General features: G+C 44.3%; 18 protein-coding genes and 2 pseudogenes. 9 read left to right on the top strand and 11 right to left on the bottom strand.

Annotated features, from left to right (window positions below; translation table 11 throughout):
• Positions 1 to 51 precede the first annotated feature (51 nt).
• The 7 genes from JC606_RS08195 to JC606_RS08165 form a co-directional block, all read right to left on the bottom strand.
• Complete coding sequence (locus JC606_RS08195) at positions 52 to 900, bottom strand: LytR/AlgR family response regulator transcription factor (RefSeq protein WP_198778403.1); 849 nt, start codon at positions 898 to 900, stop codon at positions 52 to 54.
• Between the two features lie 48 nt (positions 901 to 948).
• Positions 949 to 2,007 carry a sensor histidine kinase gene (locus JC606_RS08190; protein ID WP_198778402.1) on the bottom strand — a complete coding sequence of 353 codons (1,059 nt, stop codon included), beginning with the start codon at positions 2,005 to 2,007 and terminating at the stop codon, positions 949 to 951.
• Positions 2,007 to 3,299, bottom strand: coding sequence for a hypothetical protein (locus tag JC606_RS08185; protein WP_198778401.1), 1,293 nt, complete (start codon positions 3,297 to 3,299; stop codon positions 2,007 to 2,009). The genes JC606_RS08190 and JC606_RS08185 overlap by 1 nt, the downstream gene beginning before the upstream one ends.
• 9 nt (positions 3,300 to 3,308) lie before the next feature.
• Entirely contained in the window at positions 3,309 to 4,091 is a 783-nt protein-coding gene (locus JC606_RS08180) for an outer membrane lipoprotein-sorting protein (protein ID WP_198778400.1), read from the bottom strand.
• Complete coding sequence (locus JC606_RS08175) at positions 4,084 to 5,373, bottom strand: ABC transporter permease (RefSeq protein ID WP_198778399.1); 1,290 nt, start codon at positions 5,371 to 5,373, stop codon at positions 4,084 to 4,086. The genes JC606_RS08180 and JC606_RS08175 overlap by 8 nt, the downstream gene beginning before the upstream one ends.
• Positions 5,361 to 6,059, bottom strand: coding sequence for an ABC transporter ATP-binding protein (locus JC606_RS08170; RefSeq protein WP_198778398.1), 699 nt, complete (start codon positions 6,057 to 6,059; stop codon positions 5,361 to 5,363). The genes JC606_RS08175 and JC606_RS08170 overlap by 13 nt, the downstream gene beginning before the upstream one ends.
• Positions 6,060 to 6,125: 66 nt before the next feature.
• Positions 6,126 to 6,800: a hypothetical protein gene (locus tag JC606_RS08165; RefSeq protein WP_004736959.1), complete on the bottom strand. Its 675-nt coding sequence runs from the start codon at positions 6,798 to 6,800 to the stop codon at positions 6,126 to 6,128.
• Positions 6,801 to 7,322: 522 nt separating this feature from the next.
• Here JC606_RS08165 and JC606_RS08160 point away from each other — a divergent pair.
• The gene (locus JC606_RS08160) at positions 7,323 to 8,132 is read left to right on the top strand and encodes a hypothetical protein (RefSeq protein ID WP_004736958.1); all 810 of its coding nucleotides are present in this window, start codon (positions 7,323 to 7,325) and stop codon (positions 8,130 to 8,132) included.
• 165 nt (positions 8,133 to 8,297) lie between these two features.
• Here the strand turns inward: JC606_RS08160 and JC606_RS08155 are convergent, their stop codons facing one another.
• From JC606_RS08155 to JC606_RS08145, 3 genes are all read right to left on the bottom strand, one after another.
• Positions 8,298 to 9,767 carry a S41 family peptidase gene (locus JC606_RS08155; RefSeq protein WP_198778397.1) on the bottom strand — a complete coding sequence of 490 codons (1,470 nt, stop codon included), beginning with the start codon at positions 9,765 to 9,767 and terminating at the stop codon, positions 8,298 to 8,300.
• A gap of 277 nt (positions 9,768 to 10,044) precedes the next feature.
• Positions 10,045 to 10,590, bottom strand: a complete 546-nt coding sequence (locus JC606_RS08150) for an OsmC family protein (protein ID WP_198778396.1) — start codon at positions 10,588 to 10,590, stop codon at positions 10,045 to 10,047.
• An 83-nt stretch (positions 10,591 to 10,673) separates the two neighbouring features.
• Positions 10,674 to 11,444 (bottom strand): SDR family NAD(P)-dependent oxidoreductase, encoded by a 771-nt coding sequence (locus tag JC606_RS08145; RefSeq protein ID WP_010647221.1) that lies wholly within the window; start codon positions 11,442 to 11,444, stop codon positions 10,674 to 10,676.
• A gap of 756 nt (positions 11,445 to 12,200) precedes the next feature.
• On the opposite strand from JC606_RS08145, the pseudogene JC606_RS08140 reads away from it, so the two are divergent.
• The 8 genes and pseudogenes from JC606_RS08140 to JC606_RS08105 form a co-directional block, all read left to right on the top strand.
• Positions 12,201 to 13,475 (top strand): annotated as a pseudogene (locus JC606_RS08140) (lysine N(6)-hydroxylase/L-ornithine N(5)-oxygenase family protein); the annotation flags it as partial.
• Positions 13,459 to 14,736 (top strand): ATP-grasp domain-containing protein, encoded by a 1,278-nt coding sequence (locus JC606_RS08135; RefSeq protein WP_198778394.1) that lies wholly within the window; start codon positions 13,459 to 13,461, stop codon positions 14,734 to 14,736. The pseudogene JC606_RS08140 and the gene JC606_RS08135, both read left to right, overlap by 17 nt.
• A gap of 116 nt (positions 14,737 to 14,852) precedes the next feature.
• On the top strand, positions 14,853 to 16,757 hold the full coding sequence (locus JC606_RS08130; protein ID WP_198778393.1) for a class I tRNA ligase family protein: 1,905 nt from the start codon (positions 14,853 to 14,855) through the stop codon (positions 16,755 to 16,757).
• A gap of 1 nt (position 16,758) precedes the next feature.
• On the top strand, positions 16,759 to 17,913 hold the full coding sequence (locus JC606_RS08125) for a saccharopine dehydrogenase C-terminal domain-containing protein (protein ID WP_198778392.1): 1,155 nt from the start codon (positions 16,759 to 16,761) through the stop codon (positions 17,911 to 17,913).
• A 94-nt stretch (positions 17,914 to 18,007) separates the two neighbouring features.
• Positions 18,008 to 19,237, top strand: a complete 1,230-nt coding sequence (locus JC606_RS08120; protein WP_198778391.1) for a multidrug effflux MFS transporter — start codon at positions 18,008 to 18,010, stop codon at positions 19,235 to 19,237.
• A 104-nt stretch (positions 19,238 to 19,341) separates the two neighbouring features.
• A complete protein-coding gene (locus JC606_RS08115; RefSeq protein ID WP_198778390.1) occupies positions 19,342 to 19,629 on the top strand; it encodes a GNAT family N-acetyltransferase in 288 nt (95 codons plus the stop codon).
• 104 nt (positions 19,630 to 19,733) lie between these two features.
• A complete protein-coding gene (locus tag JC606_RS08110) occupies positions 19,734 to 19,997 on the top strand; it encodes a hypothetical protein (RefSeq protein WP_198778389.1) in 264 nt (87 codons plus the stop codon).
• A gap of 289 nt (positions 19,998 to 20,286) precedes the next feature.
• Positions 20,287 to 21,466: pseudogene (locus JC606_RS08105) on the top strand (IS91 family transposase).
• A 178-nt stretch (positions 21,467 to 21,644) separates the two neighbouring features.
• On the opposite strand, the gene JC606_RS08100 reads toward JC606_RS08105, so the two are convergent.
• A complete protein-coding gene (locus JC606_RS08100) occupies positions 21,645 to 22,217 on the bottom strand; it encodes a TetR/AcrR family transcriptional regulator (protein WP_137407973.1) in 573 nt (190 codons plus the stop codon).
• Positions 22,218 to 22,330 lie beyond the last annotated feature (113 nt).

Raw genomic sequence — 22,330 nt, 5'->3', positions numbered from 1 at the left:
AAGTCAGCCATATTCAACTAGAAGTTCAGGAGTAAGGGGAAGAAAAACAGACTACATGCCTTTAAACAGAGCTTGCGAGGCACGGCTGATTGGCAGCTTGTCACCGGATACATACGCCGACATCTGACCGGATAGTCCTTTTTTGACCTTATCAATAGCCGACACTTTCACTACCACTGAACGATGGATCTGCCAAAACTCATCCGGATTAAGTTGAGCGAGTAACTCTTTTAGCGATACACGAAGAATAAACTCCTCTAAAAGCCCACCCTGCCCTTTCTTAAATATCGATACGTACTTATCTTCTGCTTTGAAATACGCCACATCATCAACAGCGATCAAGTGAATGTCTTCGCCAACACTGGCTTTGAGCCACGTGAGATACTTTTTCTGCGACAGATAAGTAGGCTGCGTTTGCTGTGACGCCGATTGTGACAGTTGCTGAAGTTGACTCATGAGTGCAGCGATGTCGGGTTGTTCTGGCATGTGACCAGACTGTGTTTGATTACTTGATAAGCGCGCTTGAATCTTCTGACAGGTAACAAGCAGGCGCTCTTCATTGATTGGCTTGAGTAGGTAATCTATCGCATTGTGCTCAAAGGCTTTAACCGCATACTCGTCGTAAGCCGTAATGAAGACCACCAGCGGCGCTGATGCAAGCTTGTTCAACTGCTTGGCTAACGAAATACCATCAAGCTCTGGCATACGAATATCAAGAAAGGCAACATCTGGTTGTAGCTGCTGAATGCTCTGCATAGCCTCTGTCCCATTTTTGGCCTTGCTGATAATCTCTAGCTCAGGCCAAGCCTCAGCAAGACTCTTATCCAAGTGATGTCTTAACAGCGCTTCATCGTCTGCAATAATTGCCGTCACGCTGGGCTTTACTCCTGAGTTGATCATTATTCTTCCTTTAAATTCACAATGTAAATCGTCTGTTTTTAACAGTACTTAGAGTTTCAGAACTGCATTCTCGGAGCTAGTTTCGCTGATGAGCGGCAACAATATCGTCGATACCACGCCGCCAGTCGCTCGCTCTGTGATCGTCAGGCTCGCCTTATCTCCGTATAGGGTATCAATACGCTGACGAATGTTACTCAATCCAACACCATGGCCAGTAGCAATAGACGGTGCTGTTAGCCCCACGCCACTGTCTGATACTTCAATTTTCATCTGATCATCTTGTTGAACAATTCGGATATTGACTTCACCACCAGTAGCCTTAGGTTCAATTCCGTGTGTTAACGCATTCTCAACCAAAGGTTGAATCAAGAAAGGTGGAATCACTTGCTGATCGCTGATGTCGTTGGTTTCAATCGAAAACGTCAAGCGCTCATCTAATCGTATCTTCTGAATGTTCAAATAAGCGTCGAGCAAATCGACCTCTTGAGCAATAGTCGATTGCTCGGTACGGCTGCTCTTCAGGGTCACACGCAACAAGTCAGTCAGTTTTTCAAGCATCAACTTAGCTTTGGCGCTATCACTCTCAATCAATACATTAATGGTCGCAAGAGTGTTGAACAAAAAGTGCGGCTCGATTTGGCTTTGCAGCTGTCTTAACTGGCTAAGTACGACAACCTTTTCTTGATCAGCTTGGCGACGCTTCGCCACCTCTAATTCATTATCGGCACGTAGCTGCTGCTCTCTTGTGTAGAAATAGTAATAACAAACGGAACAAAAGATCACACCAAGCAGCATCACAGACTTAAGATCGGAAAGGTTAGAGCCGAAAAAGCCGTTCAACAAATAGTGTGCATTCAAGGTACCCACCACCATAGCAATGAGCATCGAAACGCCAACTTCAAAGACGCGAGATTCTCGTTTAAACCACTTAACCAAAACAAACGAAGAACCCACCGCGCTGTAGCCAAAGCCGAAGCTGATGGCCAAGTTGAGCGTAAACCCGCCTCCCCAAATCGTATTGGTTGTAATTGCAATAAGAACGCAAAATAGCGTAGTGAACGCAAAGCTTTTAATCCATGCAAACCGACTGTTTGAAGAAGTGTCCATTAAAATCGTCCTTTGATATTTAAAAGAATCATATGACTATCCGGTAAGTTGGCGTAAGCAGAATCACTTTTACCGCCTAGAAAGCGTGCAGCAAGTTCCAATTCCAACGATGAATCACCATTATCGAAAGCCTGATAATTGAGCCACTGCGTAGCAATAAAGCCACCGTCTTGTGGAGACAGCATGACATCAAATGTTGGCGTGATATCTTCAAGCCAGCCATGTGTCGAGTCCAAAGACCAGTGAAACATGAGATTGTGTTGAACCAAATTAGCGTGTTGATAACCTTGAGCGTAAGAGCCCGCCAACGATGTCGCCATGGGATTAAGAGATAAAGACTCAGCATTATCTAAAGCGCTTTGCCACTCAGAATCACTCCAAGCGCGGCTATCAAACCAGTATTCCAGTACCACATTGTGGCCCGCCTCATTGGCCCATGTTAGTCCGAGTAAGGCTTGGTAAGCCTCGCCCTGCTCTTCTCGATAAACCGGTTCAAGCAGTGAATTGGGCTGGCTGTAACCCAAACTTTGTCGCTGATAAACCATCGAACCGTGAAACTCCCATGCGAGGTTCAATACCGACACCAAGCTCGCTCCAAGCAAACCGTGGCGTACATCGTCGTAATAAGCGACCCATTGATATTCGTGATCGCCTACTAAGTTATAACGACGTAAGCCAACCCCTTGTTGCTGATTCTGCTTTTCGAATTGATTCACATCTTGGGAAGTCCATGATGAGTCGCTGTAAAGCAGTGTCCATTCGCCCGTCATATCGAACAATGACGCTGAAGCCACACCGGCGCCCTCTTCTGCGACAATGCCCACTGGGTTTTGTCGGTAAGGCTTGATGATGTCTAAAGGTCGGTAACCATAACCTACGCCCCAATCTAGGCGAACCTTGCCGAGTGTGACATCGAGGTAGTGATCACCGAACGCTGAATTAGACAGTTCAACACCACCTTGCCAAAACAACTCGCGCACAATAAATTCCGATTCAAAGCTCGCGTCTTGGTCTTGAGGAGTATTACTAAAAATATCATTGGCTTTCACGGCAAACAGGCCAAGCCAATTGCCATATGCAACTTCAAGATCCAGCAAGCCATTGAGTGATTGACGGTTGTCAGACGCTAAAGGGCTAAATGGCGACTCTCGCGATTCAACGGCCTCAGCACTCAGTTGCCAGTCCCACGCTAGGCTCAGATCATCCGCTTGAGTCGTGTTACTCACACAAGACAATGCAAGCAAGCTAGCGATTGAAGGCTTGATGTGGAATCGACGACTAAAAGCTCTCATGCCACCCACCTAAAGCCCAGAGACGCTATTACGCGATAAGTAAGCAGGGTTGTAGTATTTATCTGCCAAAGCTTGCTCGCTTACCTCGCGATACTCAATCACGGTTTTCTTACTTGGTTGAATCTTATCGAGCAAGGTCATCGACACCACACTTGGCAAGCCATCTCGCACGCCTTCAGTAAACCAAGCTTGCTTGGCTAACTTACCTGAACGCAGATACAGATCCGCTTTGACTGGAAATGCTCGGTCTGCCGTTAACCACAGATCAATCGATTGATAACTCGCGCCCTTAGTTTTTGCCGTGAGTTTTAAGTGGTAGGTATCAAGCAGCTCACCACTTGGCATCTCAACCGATTGTTCAGCAACCCACTCGCCTTGGTAGTCTTCACTCCAAGTCAGCGTTGAGATATCACCAACCGAAGCTTCACCAAGCAATTTTTGCATCGGGGTGATACGAATTGGACGGCGCGATTTCGGCATCAGTAACCAATAGTTGTCCTCTATCATCAGCATCTTTTGACCCGCCTCGACCGCCGACTTGAACACGACCAGCGACTCTCGATTTGGTCTTGTGTAGACGTTGTACTCACGGTTTTTGTCTAGTTGCTCGTCTTGATATAGCGCGACCAGAGATACCACTTTTGATGCCTGTTCGCTGTTCAAACGGTAGCTATCTGCCTTAGCAATCATCTCGGTAACTTGTTGTGAATCGATAGCCCAGCTTGATGCCGATACTAGAGCCAAGGCCAACGCACAACCTAAAACAGTGAGTGAACGAGTAAATTTATACATAAACCAGCGCCTCCGTGATTGGCTTATTTACGCCTTTGCGAGCAGAGAAATAAGCAGCCAGCAAACAGATCGTCAGTACACCCAAAGTAGCGTAACCAACCAATTCCAATGAGAAATAAATATTGAGTGGGTAACCTTCGGTTCGCCCCGGAGGTGGTGGCATTTGCACATCAATCACCAGCAATAACACCGACACTAAACCACTCACTAATGCGCCTATCGCACTGCCAATCACCGCCAGTAAGCCCGCCTCTTTTAGAAAACCCGCCACTATTTCAGATGGGTAACTGCCGAGTGCCGATAAGGTGCCGATTTCACGAGTGCGTTCCGTCACCGACATGGTCATGGTATTGAACAGCGACACAAATACCACCAATGCCATCACTGCGCCCATGATGCCGAAGATACGGTCGTAAAGGTCTTTAACCTTGGTATAGAAGAATGCGCGATCTTGCCATGGGGTGACCTCAATCTCTGAGCCTTGCTGACCAACTTGCTTGTCCAAAGCCAATTGGATGCGTTGTTGAACCGTCGAAGTCTTGTTAGTTTCAAAAAGAAATACCGACAAGGTGCTGACTTTATCCGACGCTAAAAGCTCTTGAGCGGTGGTGATGTGTACGTACAACTGACGTTTGTCCAACTCAGGCACACCAGTCGAGTAAATGCCCTGCACCTTAAAATCAAAGGCATTCAATGCGCCATCACTGGTGGTGGCGAGCAGTGTGACCCAATCGCCAACGGCCACTTTGAGGTTACGAGCAAGATCGGTTCCGAGCATCACTTGTGGCTCTTGGCTGTCGTATCTTGGTGATTTCACATCCGAGAGGGTTTGACCGCTGCGCACATCCAGGAAAGGTCCTTTCATGTCGAACTCGCGCTCATTAACGCCTGTTCCCATAAAAATGGTCGACTTGCTTCCGTTAGACACCAAACCGCTAAAGTAAACTCGTGGCTGCACACCACGTACATCACTGTCACCAATAATGCTCTTGGTGAGCGCTTGAACGTTATCCAGACCATTACTCAGCGGCATATCTTCGTCTTGTTCAAAATAACCCGGTGTGCTCAAAGTAAGATGACCCGTATCGCGCGCGGTTGATTCTCTCAAAGATTCGTAGGTGTATAGTCCATAACCGCCCGCACTAGTCAGTGCAAACACGGCAATCGCGATGATCAACACCGAAAGCAGACTACGTCGACCATTTCTCAATAGATTGAGCCACGCCAAACGCACCGAGGTTGGAAATAAAACGGAGCTAAAGCCTTGTGTTAACTTGCCCATGAGATCGCCTCCATTGCTTCGGCTTCTGGCGCCAGTTGTCCGTCGATAAGTTCAATCACTCGATCACAACGCTGCGCCATTCTTGGGTCATGCGTTGCGACGATAAAGGTAGTGCCCATCTCATGACCGAGATCTTTCATAATGTCGATCACCAGGTTGGCTGTGTGGCTGTCTAAGCTGGCAGTCGGCTCATCGGCAATCACTAGGCTTGGGTTATGGACCAGTGCTCTGGCTATCGCGACACGTTGCTGTTGACCGCCTGAAAGGTTGTCTGGTCGGTGATGAACATAATCTCCCAGCCCAACACGCTCTAACATATCTTGCGCTTTAGTCTGTTGTTCTTGCTTCGAGCATTGGTTCAACATCAATGGGTAAGCGACGTTCTCAAGTGCTGTCATCACCGGAACAAGGTTGAAGCGCTGAAACACAAAACCCAACGACTGGCGGCGAAAATGCGCAGCAGCAATCTGCTCTGTTGGATACGCTTTGCCAGCAATATTAATCTCACCTCGATAGTCCATATCCAACAAACCTAGGATGTTCAACAATGTACTTTTTCCCGATCCCGATGGGCCACACAACGCCACCATTTCACCACGTTTGATCTGACCATCGACTCCCTTTAGAGCAGCGACACGTTGTCCACCCGTGAGATACGATTTGCCGATTTCTTTAAATTCAATCATTCCGTTTTCCTCTGATTACTCGCCTACTATTCAGCTTCCATGCCCTTTGTTTCGCTTTCGCAACTATTACTTGGCTTTCGCTATTAGGGCCTTAGCAGTCATCGTTTCGATGTTATCGGCATCGGCCATTTCCATTTGTTTTAACCACGCCTGTGCTTGCGTTAGGTCTTCAGCACGAATCGATGCAGTAATTGCGTAGCGATAAATCCATGAGGTTGCAGAGAAGTGCTGTTGTTGAAATTCATCTTCCGCGAGTAGCGAGAGAAACAAGTCGTAACCGCGATCAAAGTGGTTAAACATGTCAGGTAGAGAAGTGTAAGTCACCGCGGCCATGGCGCGAGTCAGGTAAGAATCTGGTAATCCTTGAACGCGAGGTTGTTCATGAATGGGTTGGTCTTCGTCTTTCAGCAACACCAATGATTTATCTATGGTCGATAAGCCCTTCTCGACATACTTCATTTTGTTCCAAGGCAAGAGTGCATCACGACCCATTAAGGTTTCTGTGCTGCCTAGGTAAACCAAAGTCAGCGGCGTCGCACCGTCTTGTTGCAGCGTGTCATTGAGGCGTTCATAGGCAACCTCGACCAGGTCTTCATTGCCTTGCGCGGCTTGATTGTAAATATCAAGCACGTCTGAACTTGGATTAGCTAGCGCCAGCGTAGGAGCGATTGAAGCTAACCCAATTAAAAGTGAACGACGAAACAGAGCAGTAAATGAGTTTGAAGTGTTTGAAGCCGTCATGATATGTAATCCCTTTCAAATGTTGACGTTGAAAGGTTAACCACAAACTGTCACGCCGTTTTATCAATGCGACGAATGGCAATAATGCGGAGTGAATGGTTGAGTGAAGGCGTGAGTGGGGAAGTTAGAGGTGGGAGTCATTACCCTTCTCTGCAAAGAAAGATTCAAGTTTAGTCACCATCATGCTGCACTGTTTGTTAACTGGCCATTTCAATTAACCCAAATAATTTAGCCCTTTATAAAGCTAATTAGAACGACTCAAGCAACATTAGTACATAATTTAAACACAATATAATAAATTCATACTATCAATACACAACCCCATAACATTTACCATCATAAGAGCTTGATTTCACACTGCGTATTAATATAGGGTACAACCCGAAATAGCTCGTCACAAGTTACTGATTTAAAAGAACAAAAAACCATCAGGTCAATTAATCAATGCTTTGATAGCTATAATTCGCGTACGTCGGTCGTTCTAAACAATGGCTAGTCTTATAACAATTCAATGAGAACAAAATGAACTTACTTAACAAATCGGTTATCACAGCTATCACCAGTGTATTATTCATGACATCAGCGCAGTCAATGGCCAGCAGCGGCTGCTACATGGGAGAAACCGATGGCTCTCAATGGCTAGAAAGTATCATCGAGCCAGATAAACCACTCTTCATTGATTACAACACCAGAACATGGGGTGAAATCGAAAAGTTTGATTTTGATTTCGGCTACGACAAGATTGAAAACCCACGAGGCTTTTCAGTTAAGGTTCTTTTAGCTAACCGCACTACAGAAGCAATGTCGATTTCAGGTATCCTTGAGGGAGAGAGTGGATCAAACGGCGGCTCGAATAACGCTGGTAGAATTGAACTTCACATGAATCTAAACAGTGACCGTTATTTTTCACGTTTAGTTGACGGAAAACTGAATCTTGGGTTAGGCCGTACAGGTTCAAATGAAACCATCGAAGTAATCAAAGTAACAGCAAGATTCTGTGGTTTACCTGTTCAAGAAGGTGTCGCTGTTAGCGCGTCTGATCACAATATTCTTGCAGGCAACGCTCAGCCTCTATCACATTTTATTGATGCGGATACGACGTATCGAGTTTCGGCGACGGGAAGCGCAACCGATGAAAACGGAAATGCTATTACCGCAGTATCGATCAACTACATTGATTCTCGAAATTCTGAAAATTCGACGCTTCAAGTGAATACAGGTGAAGAGTTCTACCTTCATTCAAATGGTAAGGTATCTCTGTATTACGCAACAGAATCAAGTCAAAACACCGGTGGTCACACTGTCAAATTTGAGCGTGTTAACCTAGATTAGTCTCTAGCTAAAACCTGATTAAAAGCACTATGTGTACCGAACTACTCGGGTATACATAACCATCGATAGGCTTGCCTGGATTTATACAAGCCATACAAAAATAGCCGCTAATCAGCGGCTATTTTTCGTTATCCAAGTGACACTCCAACTCGGCGCTCGTTAGCCTTAATAAAGTAATGACAATGCTTTTTCGAGCACAACATCTCGGCCTTGCTGACGATCTTCTAACACAAAGTTTCTAACCACGTGATCTGGCTGTACCCCTTTGACTTCATGGTTTTCAAGGTCGCGATTCTTATAATATAAATTACTTAATGAATACTCCCAGCCATTAGGCAGCATTCTGCCAAACGCATCTGAGGTGGCGCCTGATGTCGATTCACCAACGATGGTCACGTGAGGGAGCGTCTTCATCGCCGATGCGAATGTCTCTGCTGCACTAACCGTTCCAAAAGAGGTCAAAAGTACAATCGGTTTTGTATATGAAATACCATCGCTCGGAGTCATCGTGACATCGACATCATGGCTGAATTCACCTTTGAAGTAAGAGCTAACATGCCAAGCTAACTGCTGCTCTTCAATCAAATGCTGCAATAACCATAAACCTTGCATATCAAGCCCACCCTCATTTTCACGGATGTCGATAATCAACGACTGGGTATCATTTAGCTGCGTTAAAATTTTAGTCACTAATTCTTCAAACTGACGATGAGCTTTATCTGTGTTTCGTTTAGGAGTCTCTGTTATTAAACCTTCATCGATATAGCTCATGAAGTCGCCAATTCTTAAGTATCCAGTCGGTATGCCTTTATTATCAATGATGCCCCAGTTAAGACGATATTCCTTGCTCTCACGAGAAGCTCGTTTTTTAAAACCTTCCTGTTCATGTTCAAACAAATACTTCATGATATTGAGCGTGATTTTATCCTTCTGACTGGTTATGTAGCTTTCTTTTTCTGATTCAGGAATATTTAACTGGTCAGCTTCCAACTCCAATTGTTGTTCCAAGGTGGCTTTATTGCTATACCATATCTGCAGCTCTTTTGAAGGGATAGAAATAGAACTATGATCATCCCTTAAGTGACGCAGTATTTCATCGAATACATTAATTAGCTGCTCGTCGTCTGCACCGTATAAGTCATCATAATATTTATCATAAACCCCATCCCAGTCAATGTTACGTTCATCAAAAAAGGCATAGTGGTTGTTCATATCTTGCCAATATATATCGAACATCGATTGAGCATCAAAATCAAAGTAACCATCGCGAACCATAGAGTGGCCTAGGCCTTCAGTACATACATCATTGATATTGCTAACTAAAGTATAAGTAAAAGGTCTAGGTCGAAGAATATTAAGAATCAATTGATTATCTTGACGAATGGAATGCTGTTTTATTGCTTCATAACTCAACTCTGTGCCATAACTCAGAGAGTTAGACACTTCATAACAAGTGCTATTAACCACCTGTATTGTTCTTATATTCTCATTTTCGATAACTTTAATTTCGCCATCTCGTTGGCTAAACCAAACCCCATTAATATCATGATTCTGGTCTTTTTTAACTTGTTCGCTATGACATGCGAATGAGCCTTGAATTAAAGCAAATGTCATCACATATTTAAGAGGTTTCATTTTATTACTCCACTATACTGAAGTTAAAAATGATAAATTAATTTAATAGTAATCAGTGTAGGTATATGTATGTTTTATGTAACTAAGCCTATTACATTATTAATTAGAATGAAATAAATTAACATTATCAAATTTAAAGAAATCTAATTTAAATCTAACTAATTTAGAGAATTTAGAATAAAAAAGAGCCTATATTAAAATATAGGCTCAAAGCAGTGGCAGTGCATAAATTAAAATAGGTTTATATATTTTTAGCTAATTAAATAAATTCGTTTAATTAAGCCACAATCGCTGATACTTTAACGGCATCACTGATTGTTCGGTAATTCGGAGAAAATTGTTGGACCCCAGCAATAACTTCATCGTAATCAGCTTGAGTACCATCACCTTGAACTTCAAACTGAAATTGGATCTCTTCGAAGCCAACCGGAGCTTCTTCAGCTACATTCAAGAACCCACGAAGATCCAAAGCCCCTTTGATGGTCAACTTTACAGATTCTAAACGAATGCCGCGGGCACTGGCGCCTGCAACAAAACCAACCATCATACAGCCAGCCATGCCACCCAACAGATAATCCTGTGGCGTAGGGTATGCGTTATTGCCAAGAAGCTCTTCTGGTTCACCCACGTCGAAAGTAAAATCTTTAACGATTTCTGTTCCACCTACCTTTTGGTTCAACGTGCGAATTTCGCTATGAACACCGCCTTTCCATTCAGCAACAATGCCGTATTCAGATACCGCTTGTGTCGCATCATCAGTAATAACTTTCGTATAAGCTGATAGGTCTTCTAAGTTAAGGTCATTTAATGGTGCATTACTCATGTTAAGTCCTTTAATTATTTCTTGTTTATAGTGATTAATATTCATGTAGTGCCTCCCACACCGCGTGGAAGGCGACATGTAATTTAGTTTCGACCCGCCATCACGCCGCCATCGACATTTAGAATCGTGCCCGTTACCCAAGAAGACTTGTTCGACAGTAGATATTCAATCGCGTCAGCAACATCGTCTGTAGAACCAATTCGACCGATTGGGTGGAAATCGTTAAAGCCTTGTAGTGCAGATTCAATCTCGTCTTCAGCGATGAATGACTTATAAATTGTCGACATCACGACTGCTGGAGCCACAGCGTTTACACGTACACCGTGGTCGCCTAGTTCAATGGCCAAGTTTTTTGTCAGTGCATGTAGTGCCGCTTTCTGCATAGAGTAAGCTGAAGAAGGCGTTGCTTTAATTGCTTGATGTGCCCACATAGAACCGATGTTTACAATTGCGCCACCACCGTGTTGTTTCATATTTTTCGCAACGGCTTGTGTAATGAAGAAGAAAGCACGGTTCATATCTAACTGAAGGTCGTAATCTTGCTCAGAATGCTCAAGGAAATCGACAGGTTTGAAGAAACCAGCCGCGTTCACCAAGTAGCCAATGTGACGTTTTTCTGCATTTAACTGTTCAATAAAGCTTTGAACAGCAGAAGGGTCGTATAAATCAACCTGAGCAGTTTCAACATGACCATTCGTGGTTGATTCCAGATCCAATTTTGCTTCAGCAAGATTCTGTTTATCATGAGAGAGGATCATTACAGGCACACCAGACTTAAGCAGTCGCTCTGCTGTTGCTTTACCCATACCAGAAGAACCGCCAACAATTAGTGCAATAGAAGATGTATTAAACATAATGAAATCCTTAACTTAAAAACTACCTACTAGTAGATAGGTTGCTTATTCAAAAAAATGGAGGAGTAGTAGAGACCATCTCCTCGTCAGTGGGTGTACTTTAAGATCGGATCGGTTTCGCGTCAACAACTTTATCTACCTACCAGTAGATAGATAAAGTTGTTTTCAATAAAAACCCATATTTATCATAAACATAGGTTATAGAATTATTTTTGTAAAATAAGCATCCGTCTCATAAAAAGTGTCTACAACACCATTTAGTGAGTCAGAACCATTACGAATTTTTGTCCAATGAACAGTTTGCAGACATAAAAAAAGCGAGGGCTAAGCCTCGCTTTCAAAACTACAACCTCTTTTGGGTTGCACTACGTCCAATATATCTACAGCGCGATGACAATGTCTCCTACAAAGCCCATTGCTATGCCGTGGATACACCCTGGAAGAGTCAGAGCATCATCAACATTTCACCACATCCCGTCAACTTTGCAACATAATTAACATGTGAATGACTTCACATATAAAACCATTTGCTATGCAATAGATTGTAAAGTCATTTATCACGGGAATGTTACTTGGTATAAATGCCTCGCATAAGTTATGAAAAGTTTGCAAATATGTAAACTGTTGTATTTTCATTAGTTAACAAGGAGAGCTGTTTTGTTTTCTGATAAACAGAATCACTATGAATGTATAGGAATAGGCTGCGGGCCATCCAACCTCAGTATCGCTTCATAGCTATATGATAAACATGATGTCAGTAATGTATTCTTCGATATGAAGCCTGGCTTTACCTGGCACGATGGAATGATGCTGCCGAATACAAAGCTGCAAGTCTCTATGTTTAAGGACTTGGTTACACTCGCATCTCCCACAAATAAATTCTCCTTCGTATCCTACCTGCACCAACATGGCAGGCTGTTCCAGTATTTAAACTCGGACTTCAACCAGATTTCTCGTCTTGAGTTTGCGGATTACCTTAAGTGGGCAGCAACAAGCAACAAAAATATTTGCTTCGGTGAACGAGTAGAAAATGTGGATTTTGACGGCAATTATTTCGTGGTAGATACCTCAAAAAGACGTGTTTTCGGTAAAAATATTGTAATTGGTGCAGGGATAACCCCCCATGTACCCCAGTTTGCCAAAGAGCACATTGATAGTGAGTCACACTTTCACATTCATGAATTCGCCCGGCAGGAACGTGATTTCAGTGGAAAAAAAGTGGTGGTGGTTGGAGGAGGACAGTCAGGGGCTGAAGCTATACTGGACTTGCTAAACCGTACAGGCAGTGATGCGCCTGAAGAAGTAACATGGTTATCTCGCCGGGAAAACTTTTTCCCAATAGACGACTCCCCTTTTACCAACGATCTGTTCACTCCGACCCATTCTGAATATTTCTATAAACAAGGGTCAGCATTCCGACAAGACTTCCTTAAGCGAAATGTATTGGCCAGCGATGGTATTTCAGGCCACACAGTACGAGATATTTACCAGCGTATCTACACCATGCGATACATAGAGCGTTCACCTATGAAAATAAATTTGATGCCAAACCGCAATGTATTTTCTATCGACAAGAAAGCGCATGTGTGGGGAGTGAACATCAAACATATTTTTGAAGAAAAAACTGAGTATTTGGATGCGGACACCATCATCTGGGCGACAGGATTTCGTTCAACCCCGCAACCATTTTTGCACCCTATTGCACACAGAGTTGAATATGAAGGTACTGAAATCCGACTCAACAAAGACTATTCCGCAATTTGGGATGGTCCGTCCGACAGGAAAATTTTTGTCCAAAACTCCGCCAAGAACCAGCGCGGCTTGGCTGATCCGAATCTGAGTCTTACAGCCTGGAGAAGTCAGGTTGTCATAGACAGTATGCTCAACCAGCAAAAAAGCGCCCCTCTAGACGATCCATTCGTTGACTGGGCAGCCATTGAATCCAAAGAAATGACAAAAAGTCACCAGGTCAGTGATGTAAGCCGAACAGTCATGTGTCACAAAGGGGCTAGTTATGAGTTATCTGTTTAAAAAAGAAGTAATCATCATTGTCGGTGGCATCTCCAGTGGCAACCATCTGGCCCCTCTTTTCAATGGGTTGGGATACAACTGTGTTCATGTCTGCACGGAGGACTATATAGAACACCCTTTCCTTAAACCAACCTTTAAGCCGAATGATTATTTTGCAAACTATATTCTGCTGTCAGAAAACGATGACAGTGATTTTATTGAGGAAATGCGGCAGTACCGGGTCAAAGCTGTGATAGCTGGCAGCGAACCATGCGTGGAATTTGCAGATAAGCTGAGTAATATTTTCAATACGCCTCGTAATGTGGCTTCACTAAGCCGTGCCCGCAGAAGCAAATACCTCATGCATGAAACATTAAGACGTAACGGAATTAGGTCAGCCAGACAGCTTCTGACATCTGATATACAGGAAATCTACGACTTTCATACAGAGCTAGGCAGAAAGATCGTGTTGAAGCCTGAGGCGAGTTCTAACACTGACAGAGTCTTTTATTGCGATTCCAAACAGCAGATTGCGGAAGCAGTAGACCGGATTTTAGGTGTTAAAGACTATCTTGGCCAGATCAACGAAAAGGTACTTGTCCAAGAGTATCTCTCCGGGAAGCAGTACTTGGTTAATACAGTGTCTTCCAGCGGGAATCACTATGTCTGTGACGCCTGGATAGAAACCCGTCATAACGATGATGCTCCTTCCAATGACAGCCATGCAGACCTAGTAACCCCGGCCTCTGAAGACTACCAAGTGATAGCTGAGTATACATCCCATACCCTTGATGCACTGGGAATATGCTATGGTGCCGCCCATCTTGAACTTCGAATTTCCGAGGAAGGGCCATATCTGGTCGAAGTGGCGGCCAGAATGTCAGGCGGCGTTGATTTCGGCGTGCTCCATGATACCCATAGTCTAACCCAAATGTCATTGCTCCCGGATGCACTGCTTGATACAGACTCTTTCATTAAGCGTATCAACAGCAAGACTCCAACAACTAAATGCGTCAGGAAGGTATATCTATCTTCCCCAGTAGAGGGGCCCGTGTTGAATCAACCCGACCTGAGCCTGTTTTTAGGGATTGATAGTGTCAGCAGTGGTTATTTCAAGGTATCTAAAGGAGATTACCTTGAGAAGACTGACCGGACAAAGGGAAAGGTCAGGCCGGGATATGTCTATATGGTGGCCACGTCACCAGAGAAGATTGAGCATGACTTTAAATTGGTACGGCGTAACGAGAACGCTCTATATGAAATGATGCTGCGTCCCATGTGATATACCAATCATCATAAAATTGGAAATTAATAGTGTCTTAGGTGCAATTCTCGCTGGGCATTGCGTTGCTCGCAGCTGCACCTTCAAATACTTACGAAGATAGAAAGTAATAATACATGAAGATAACCAAAGCGTTGCCATATTCGTTTGATGTCCGTACTAAATCGGCGAATACGAAAAATATGGTTCTCCACACAAATGAAAAAACAAACATTCATAATCACCACGACAAAGAGTGCTGGTATATAAAAAGTGGAAAAGGGATAGTCAGGAACGGTGACACTACTGCAGTCCTGGAAGCGGGTGACTACATAGAGTTTTCACTATTTGAACCTCATACCATTGAGAACCGGAGCAGTGAAAACCTATGCTTCACAGCATACTGGTATGCAGATTGGGCGGAAGTCCTAGCTGAAGCGAACAAAGATTCACAATACAGCTCTAAGCTTTTGATTCAAACTGCATTCCCTACTCCAAATGGTCCCCTCCATCTCGGACACTTGTCCGGGGCATATTTAATTTCAGACATACACAGACGCTGCTGTGAGCTAAAGGGCATTGAAACTTTTTCATTCTGTGGAACCTTCGGACACACAAACCATATAGACAGATCCGCGGAAGTGCAGGCGCTATCCTATAATGAGCTTGCATCCAGAAGTGAGCAGAAAATTATCAATAACTTGGAGATGTTCCAGACGAGATATGACGCATTCTTGACGCACTTCAGCACTCTGACATCCGGTTCATTTAATACATCAACAACAAAGTTTATTGAAGTACTAATGTCATCATCCTATCTGGATGAGCGTGAAGTTCTTCACCCATATAGCGATTCATACGGCGATTTCGTAAGTGAGAGTTACGTTTCAGGAGGCTGCCCAAACTGTGGTGAGATCACAATTGGAATGGAGTGTGAAAGTTGTGGTCTGTATCAGGACGAATGTGAGCTGATCGATCCCTTTCACTCTGTCACAAAGGAAAAACTGACCCACAGGCCAATAAAACGCCTCTACCTCACCCTTGACAGAGAAATTATAACGGAACTTCTTGCTACGTGTTATAGCAATAATGTTGCTATGGGTAGAACCAGTTTTGATGGCTTCAAAGGTTACCTTGAGAACAACAGTCTGACAGACATTGCAGTTACCTCTATCAAAAGAAATGGGATTTCAATTTATGGTGACCAGAAGCTGTCGGTGATACTGGAGCGGGCTCTCAGAACTTATCACGCCATCTCACTCTTCCCAGAAGCAGAGCGTCATGTCTTCTTCTGCGGAAAGGACAACATGTGTGGGACGGCAATATACCTACCGTTTATTCTAAAAGTCTTAGGAGTTCCAGATAAGCAAATACCAATATCTATCATTACAAACTTTTGTTTACTGGAAGGTAGAAAGTTCTCGACTAGTGCTGGTCATGCTATCTGGGCTAGCGAGTTTCTTAACTCATACCCTGCCGATTTGCTCCGCATATATTTGGCTGGTATTCAGAATCAGACTTTTGAAAGCAGGTTTTCCGTCGGTGAGTTTCATGAATCGTCTCGAAACTTTATCAATACCGTTGGCGATATTTTCAGTCAGGGTAGAGATCTCGCGACACAATATGATGGAGCGGCAGAAGCGGGCCCGTGGTTGAAGCAGGATGTAACCTTCTATCAGGAGCTTAACGAAGCTATGCGTCATTGCATCAACAGCTACACGGATTGTGCTCTCAAGTCTTCTATAAAGCGTATCTCCTACATCATCGACGTAATCAGGGATTATATCGAAGAGAGCACACGCTACTCTGGAGATAAGAATTATCTCAGGACCAGGATTGCGTTAACGCATTACGCCTACAAATGCTTGGGATATTGCCTGTATCCTGTCACCCCGAAGATTGCCACAAAGATCTTGTCCTGCTTCGAAATTGGCCCAGAGGATTATCAATCGAAGGGAATTCAAGTTCAGGTTGTTACTGCTCAGGACCTTGACCCAGTCTTCCACGAACTAAACAACATGAAAGTTATGATGGAGGCGTGATATGAAGAAGCGTTTAGGTTTAGTCGGATGCGGAAATCTGGGTTTTTCTCTGGCTAATTACATCGGTAAGCTCGGATTTGACGAGCTATTTGTTCATGACTTGGACCAGGAGAAATCGCTCAATCTGAAAGAAAATATCTCAAAGGTCTATCCAATGATGCATGTCGAACAAGGGATATATACTAACAAGGTTGATGTAATACTGCTTTCTCTCAGTGGCCCACAGACAATTGAGTTTGTTACCGATCCAAAGAACCATTCATGTTTCAGTGGAGATAAAGTCTTCGTCAGTCTGGGGCGCCCTAGCTATGATGATATTGCCCAACATGAAGAGCTGGATCGTTACCTCGTTGAAAACAATATCACCCTATTGTTCGGACTGGGGTTAGAACCGGGTCTCGTCGAAATACTTATGCAATATGTAGCCTGGCAACAAGGCTCCAAATCGCTAACATGTCTCCGTTCAGTTTGTGGTGGCGTGCCGCTTAATCCGACGCCTCCGCTAAATTATGACCTTCTCTTCGGGGACAGGTTGCCATCATTGAATCGAAGGGCGTTATTCAAGTTAAATGGAAGCCTGAGTTACTGCAATCGATTCGATATATGCGAAAGAAGTTTTGTAGATGGCGTAGGTATGCTTGAAGTGTTTCACGATGGGCTGTCTCCATATCTTCTTTCTTCCCCCTACATCAAGGATATTCCGAATATTAAGCAACAGACGGCAAGGTGGCCCGGATTTTTCGAATGTATGCGGACGCTTATAGCGCTGGGTTTACTGGAAGATGCCCCCACGCTTGCCGGTGACCTAGTGCCGAATGACCTTACCCATTCTATCCTAATGCAAAACGGTAATCTCAAACGTAATGGGCCTGACATCAGCTTTGTCGAAGTGACTGGAGAGCTCGCTTCTGGAGGCGAAGTAAAAGTCAGCCTTGTATCAACTTGGGACGAAGAATCTAACCTGACCGGTATGGCTAAGCTCACCAGCTTCATGGTGACTTGGGCAGCGTGGGAAATGACCAGGTCGCACAGGGATTGCCGGGCTGGTTTGATACTGGGCCACCAATATTTCCATGGGGAAAAGACAAGTGAACTGCTCGAATCCTTTAAAGAGCATATCGGCTGTACTGTAAAACTATCTTTTACAGGTCAGTAATACCGGCCACATAGGTGTAGCATACCTGCCAGTACGGCATGGCCAGGTTTTGGCAGGTATGCACTCGAAACCTGAACAACAAACAAGGATAAATATGCCTCAGAAAAAACATGACCCACTATCTCGTGAAGAGCTTAAGGTGGTGTCCATTCTAACGCTATTGCTTTTTATCGGCTTGATGGGTACGGATATTCATCTTTCTTCATTGCCGGAAATGACAAAGTTTATGGGCACCACCCAGGAGCTGATGCAGTCCTCAATATCAATTTTTCTACTTGGCGTTGGATGCAGTGCCCTTGTATACGGACCATTAAGTGATAAATATGGGCGAAAGCCGGTCATCATGATCGGAATTTCCACTGCCATAGCCGGCAATTTGTGGGCAACCACGCTCTCTGATATCGAGCCATTCCTAATTTCCCGCTTTGTTCAAGGTGTCGGTAGTGGCGTGAGCCTCGCACTGTCTCGTGTTGTACTGTCAGATATAGTTCAAGGCGAGCGCTATGCCATTACCAGTTCCTACATAACCATGTTCACGGGACTGTCTATTGTCTTTGGGCCTGTGATCGGCAGTGCCATTCAATCATGGTACGGATGGCAAACCAACTTCTTGGTGATGGCTGCTATGCTTTTTTGCATACTTGTAATCTACGCTCTGCTATGTCCGGAGACGAACAGATACAAGGACCAATCCATAAAGTTGCATGAATGCTTCGCGAACTATCGCTCAGTGCTTAGAAACGACGTCTTACTTCTGGCAACAGTACTTTCGGGCATAGGAATGGCCTGCTTCGTGATGTATACAAGTTCTAGCTCCTTTATTCTGCAAGAACTATTCGGGATGTCTCCGACCGACTATGGGTGGATGTCCGCGTTTGTTGGGGCCGGTTTACTCGTAAGTCGCTATATATTGCCTAAGCTCGTCAATAGCTACGGTATGCACATTGTTATCGCTACTGGATTGATTATCCTCATCGTAAGTGGCTTTTCATTGCTAGTTATAACAGAGTCAGGATACCTGTCTACTACGACGTTCCTTATTAGCGTTTCAGGGGTATTCTTCAGCTACACCTTCATAGTGATCTGTGCGTCTGCAATATCAATGACCCCATTTACTGACAAACGTGGCGCGGCAGGCGCGGTCTACTCCTGCTCGCAGATGGGGCTAGCCTTCGTGGTGAATGCTTTAGTGTCAGTGATGTCCGATAACAGCGTCCTGATCATCAGCACAACCTATATAGCCCTTCCCATAATAGGTCTGTATTTATGTAGAAAGATTCAGACAAAGCAATTACATTCAGCCTCAGGAGTTAAAGCTCAATGATTGAGTACCACCAAAATCATCCCTTGGATCCGCAGGAAGTTGCAAGAGTATTTAAAGCCTCCGGCATTAACCGGCCCACTGATGACATCCCACGGATAACATCTATGCTCGAAGGCGCGAACCTGATTGTCTCAGCCTGGCATGAAGATAAACTGATTGGTGTATGTCGTGCACTTACCGACTACTGTTATTGCTGCTATCTGTCAGATCTTGCCGTAGACAGAGCTTATCAACGACAAGGAATCGGGACAGAGCTTATCTCTCAAGTCAGAAAGGCAACTGGAGACGAAGTGTCCTTAGTATTGCTTTCAGCACCGGAAGCAATGGACTATTACAGGCGGATTGGTCTCACTCTGGTTGGCAATGCTTTCGTCAAGAAACGATTGAAATAGATTGCTCGACGAACACTAGCAATAAATTAGGGTTCTAGCGCAAAGTTGATGGGATCGGGTGAGATGTTGATGATGTTCCAACTCTTCCAGGGAGCATCCACGGCATGGCACCCTATTTTTCCGGCAAGCAATACCCTGACATATTGATCCTTCAGGCACTCCGTTACTATTTTTCCTATCAAGTGTTTCTTCACTGCAATACGCTCAATATCAAGGGGGACAGGTATCGACTGAAAGATATGCCTAAGGCCGGTATGCTCACGAGCCTGCCAGAAGAAGAAACACCCACGACAACCTACACGTCACAAAAAGTAATGAAAACCGGACATTCTAAACCGGTGAAAGGTGATCAAAGTAAGTTGGTGTAACGCCACCGTAAAGTGCATTATTACAGCTATGAGAAAGGGCTGAGCCTGAGCGAAGTGACCAAACGACCGGCGATAAATGTAGCATGCAATACGTCCTCTCCGGTATTGCAGGTCTGTCACAAGCCTTTAGTAATGTGTGATAATATTCCAAACACGGCTGTGTGAAGCCTAATAGCAATGACATACATAATTCTGAACCGGCGACGGTGTCGCCTGAGCGGCCTACGGCCGAAAACAACTAGACTCAACCTACTAAGGTGCTTTACATGGATCGTTTATCCTATAGGTTATGCATCCGAATAAGCCCATCAAACAACTCTTCAATGCCAACGATACTTGGCTGAACTACCTCAATAAGTACCGAGAAACCCTCCGAACCGTCGTCATTGAAAACGTCACCAAGATGCTCGCTTGCAGTACCGCAGCTTTTGGCTCTAAAGTGTATCGAGGCAGTCATGCTGACTGCACCCATCACAAATACATCCACCAGACGTGTAAATCTCGCTTTTGCAGCAGTTGTGGCATAAAAGCCACAGAGTGGTGGATACAAAAGCAACAACATGTCTTTCCTGAGTGTGAGTATCAACACGTAACGTTGACGCTACTACACACGTTTTGGCCAGTCTTTCGGGATAATCGTTTTCTTCTCAATCATCTCTTTAGCTGTGCAGCCAAAATCTTCTTAGGGTGGGCAAAGCAACTCGATATCGATATTGGCGTGTTCTGTGCACTTCATACCTACGGCAGAAAGCTGAATTGGAATGTGCACATCCATTTGTCTGTCGCACGTGGTGGTTTATGTAAGAAGACTGTTCTATAGAAGCCCATTTTCTTTAAAGCTAATACCACTGAGAAGTGTTGGCGCGGTGCCATCACTCAACTTCTCAGCTCCCATTACACAGAGTTAGACTTAAGTGGAGAAGGCTGCCCTTTTATTCGCAATGAGCAAGATTGGTCCCGATTTTTAACCAGCCAATATTGCCGTCGATGGAAGCTGCACTTTGCAAAGAAAACAGCCAACGTGACGCCCACCATGACTTACCGCGGCCGATACCTAAAGCGCCCACTTATATCGGCGTCGCGTTTACGGTAGGCTTGGTGACGTTTGATTAACTCAACCATAGGAATGGTAGAACGGAATCCCTCATTTTGAGTCCAGAAGCTCTGATAGACCGCATGATTGAGCATATTCCAGATAAGCACTTCAAAATGATTCGATACTTCGGTTTTCTATCAAACCGACGTCGTGGTGAGGTGCTCTCTAAGGTCTACAATGCCTTGGGCGTCGCCCCTAAAGACTCACCTGAAATGCCCGGTTACGCAGCTATGCTGAAAGGGTATGTGAAGGTTGATCCGTTTGAGTGCATTCTTTGTGGGCACCGTTTAACGTATCTTCGCTTTAGGGCTGGGAGCCGCTGTCAGAGCTGGTACACCATGCTCTGGCTCAAGCCCAAATCAGGTCAATTTAGGCATTTCACAGGATGAGTCTATCTGAAATAGCGAAAGCAGCATGAAAGTGTTCGAAAAACACCCGTGTTTAGATTGTAGAGCAGAAGTTAGGTCAGTCAGCGACTTATTCTGACGTGAGTTAGGTCGCTAACTTCAAGGCCGATTGCTATACCGCGCCGTATCAATCTGAGCGATAAACTATGACGCCTGCAGAATGTTTAAACAGCTGGCTTTCACTGAACGGATATAATCTGTGTCCTTGAATTGAGACAGTAAAATCCCCCCCTCTAAGGCGACAAAAATTAGCCTCGCAGCTTGAGTCGCTTCTAATCCAGAACGGAAATGTCCACTCGCAATCCCCTGCTCTATGCTTTTACGAATAAAGTCTTCATTAATTTGAACAAATTTAGACAATAGGCTTTCCAAACCATCCGCTAAAAAATAGAAGTCAGAAGCATACATACCACATAGACACAGTTTGTTGTTCTCGCGTACATCAACAAAAATTTCGGCTAATGCTTCAATTTTACCTTCTGCAGAGATGTCTTGACTCTCGATCCGCTTTAACGCTACTTCGTAATTAACAAGGTAACGTTCAAATACCGTTTGAGCCAGGTCTTGTTTCGTTTTGAAATGATAATGGATACTCGCAGTCTTTATCCCAAGCTCATTTTGAATGTCGCGAAAACTGAAGCCATTAAAACCTCGGCTTTGCATATAACTTTCCGCTAAATCGACGATCTTTTCTGCCGTTGGATTAAGTTCTTTCATATTAATTCCACCTATATTTTAGGTGAATATAGCATAATTCACAGGGATTGCCTATCTATCAGTAGGTATGGTTTTCCAGGAGGTGCAAAGTTCGAGTGTGGGTGGGCAAAAAA

Source organism: Vibrio sp. IB15 (assembly GCF_016406055.1).
GTDB lineage: Bacteria > Pseudomonadota > Gammaproteobacteria > Enterobacterales > Vibrionaceae > Vibrio > Vibrio chagasii.
Note: the sequence above shows the minus strand (reverse complement) of the source record. Positions and strands in the feature narration are given on the sequence as shown.

Coding starts and splice junctions, on each gene's coding strand:
- JC606_RS08195 (WP_198778403.1), bottom strand. CDS start 900: ATGATCAACTCAGGAGTAAAGCCCAGCGTGACGGCAATTATTGCAGAC.
- JC606_RS08190 (WP_198778402.1), bottom strand. CDS start 2,007: ATGGACACTTCTTCAAACAGTCGGTTTGCATGGATTAAAAGCTTTGCG.
- JC606_RS08185 (WP_198778401.1), bottom strand. CDS start 3,299: ATGAGAGCTTTTAGTCGTCGATTCCACATCAAGCCTTCAATCGCTAGC.
- JC606_RS08180 (WP_198778400.1), bottom strand. CDS start 4,091: ATGTATAAATTTACTCGTTCACTCACTGTTTTAGGTTGTGCGTTGGCC.
- JC606_RS08175 (WP_198778399.1), bottom strand. CDS start 5,373: ATGGGCAAGTTAACACAAGGCTTTAGCTCCGTTTTATTTCCAACCTCG.
- JC606_RS08170 (WP_198778398.1), bottom strand. CDS start 6,059: ATGATTGAATTTAAAGAAATCGGCAAATCGTATCTCACGGGTGGACAA.
- JC606_RS08165 (WP_004736959.1), bottom strand. CDS start 6,800: ATGACGGCTTCAAACACTTCAAACTCATTTACTGCTCTGTTTCGTCGT.
- JC606_RS08160 (WP_004736958.1), top strand. CDS start 7,323: ATGAACTTACTTAACAAATCGGTTATCACAGCTATCACCAGTGTATTA.
- JC606_RS08155 (WP_198778397.1), bottom strand. CDS start 9,767: ATGAAACCTCTTAAATATGTGATGACATTTGCTTTAATTCAAGGCTCA.
- JC606_RS08150 (WP_198778396.1), bottom strand. CDS start 10,590: ATGAGTAATGCACCATTAAATGACCTTAACTTAGAAGACCTATCAGCT.
- JC606_RS08145 (WP_010647221.1), bottom strand. CDS start 11,444: ATGTTTAATACATCTTCTATTGCACTAATTGTTGGCGGTTCTTCTGGT.
- JC606_RS08135 (WP_198778394.1), top strand. CDS start 13,459: ATGAGTTATCTGTTTAAAAAAGAAGTAATCATCATTGTCGGTGGCATC.
- JC606_RS08130 (WP_198778393.1), top strand. CDS start 14,853: ATGAAGATAACCAAAGCGTTGCCATATTCGTTTGATGTCCGTACTAAA.
- JC606_RS08125 (WP_198778392.1), top strand. CDS start 16,759: ATGAAGAAGCGTTTAGGTTTAGTCGGATGCGGAAATCTGGGTTTTTCT.
- JC606_RS08120 (WP_198778391.1), top strand. CDS start 18,008: ATGCCTCAGAAAAAACATGACCCACTATCTCGTGAAGAGCTTAAGGTG.
- JC606_RS08115 (WP_198778390.1), top strand. CDS start 19,342: ATGCTCGAAGGCGCGAACCTGATTGTCTCAGCCTGGCATGAAGATAAA.
- JC606_RS08110 (WP_198778389.1), top strand. CDS start 19,734: ATGGCACCCTATTTTTCCGGCAAGCAATACCCTGACATATTGATCCTT.
- JC606_RS08100 (WP_137407973.1), bottom strand. CDS start 22,217: ATGAAAGAACTTAATCCAACGGCAGAAAAGATCGTCGATTTAGCGGAA.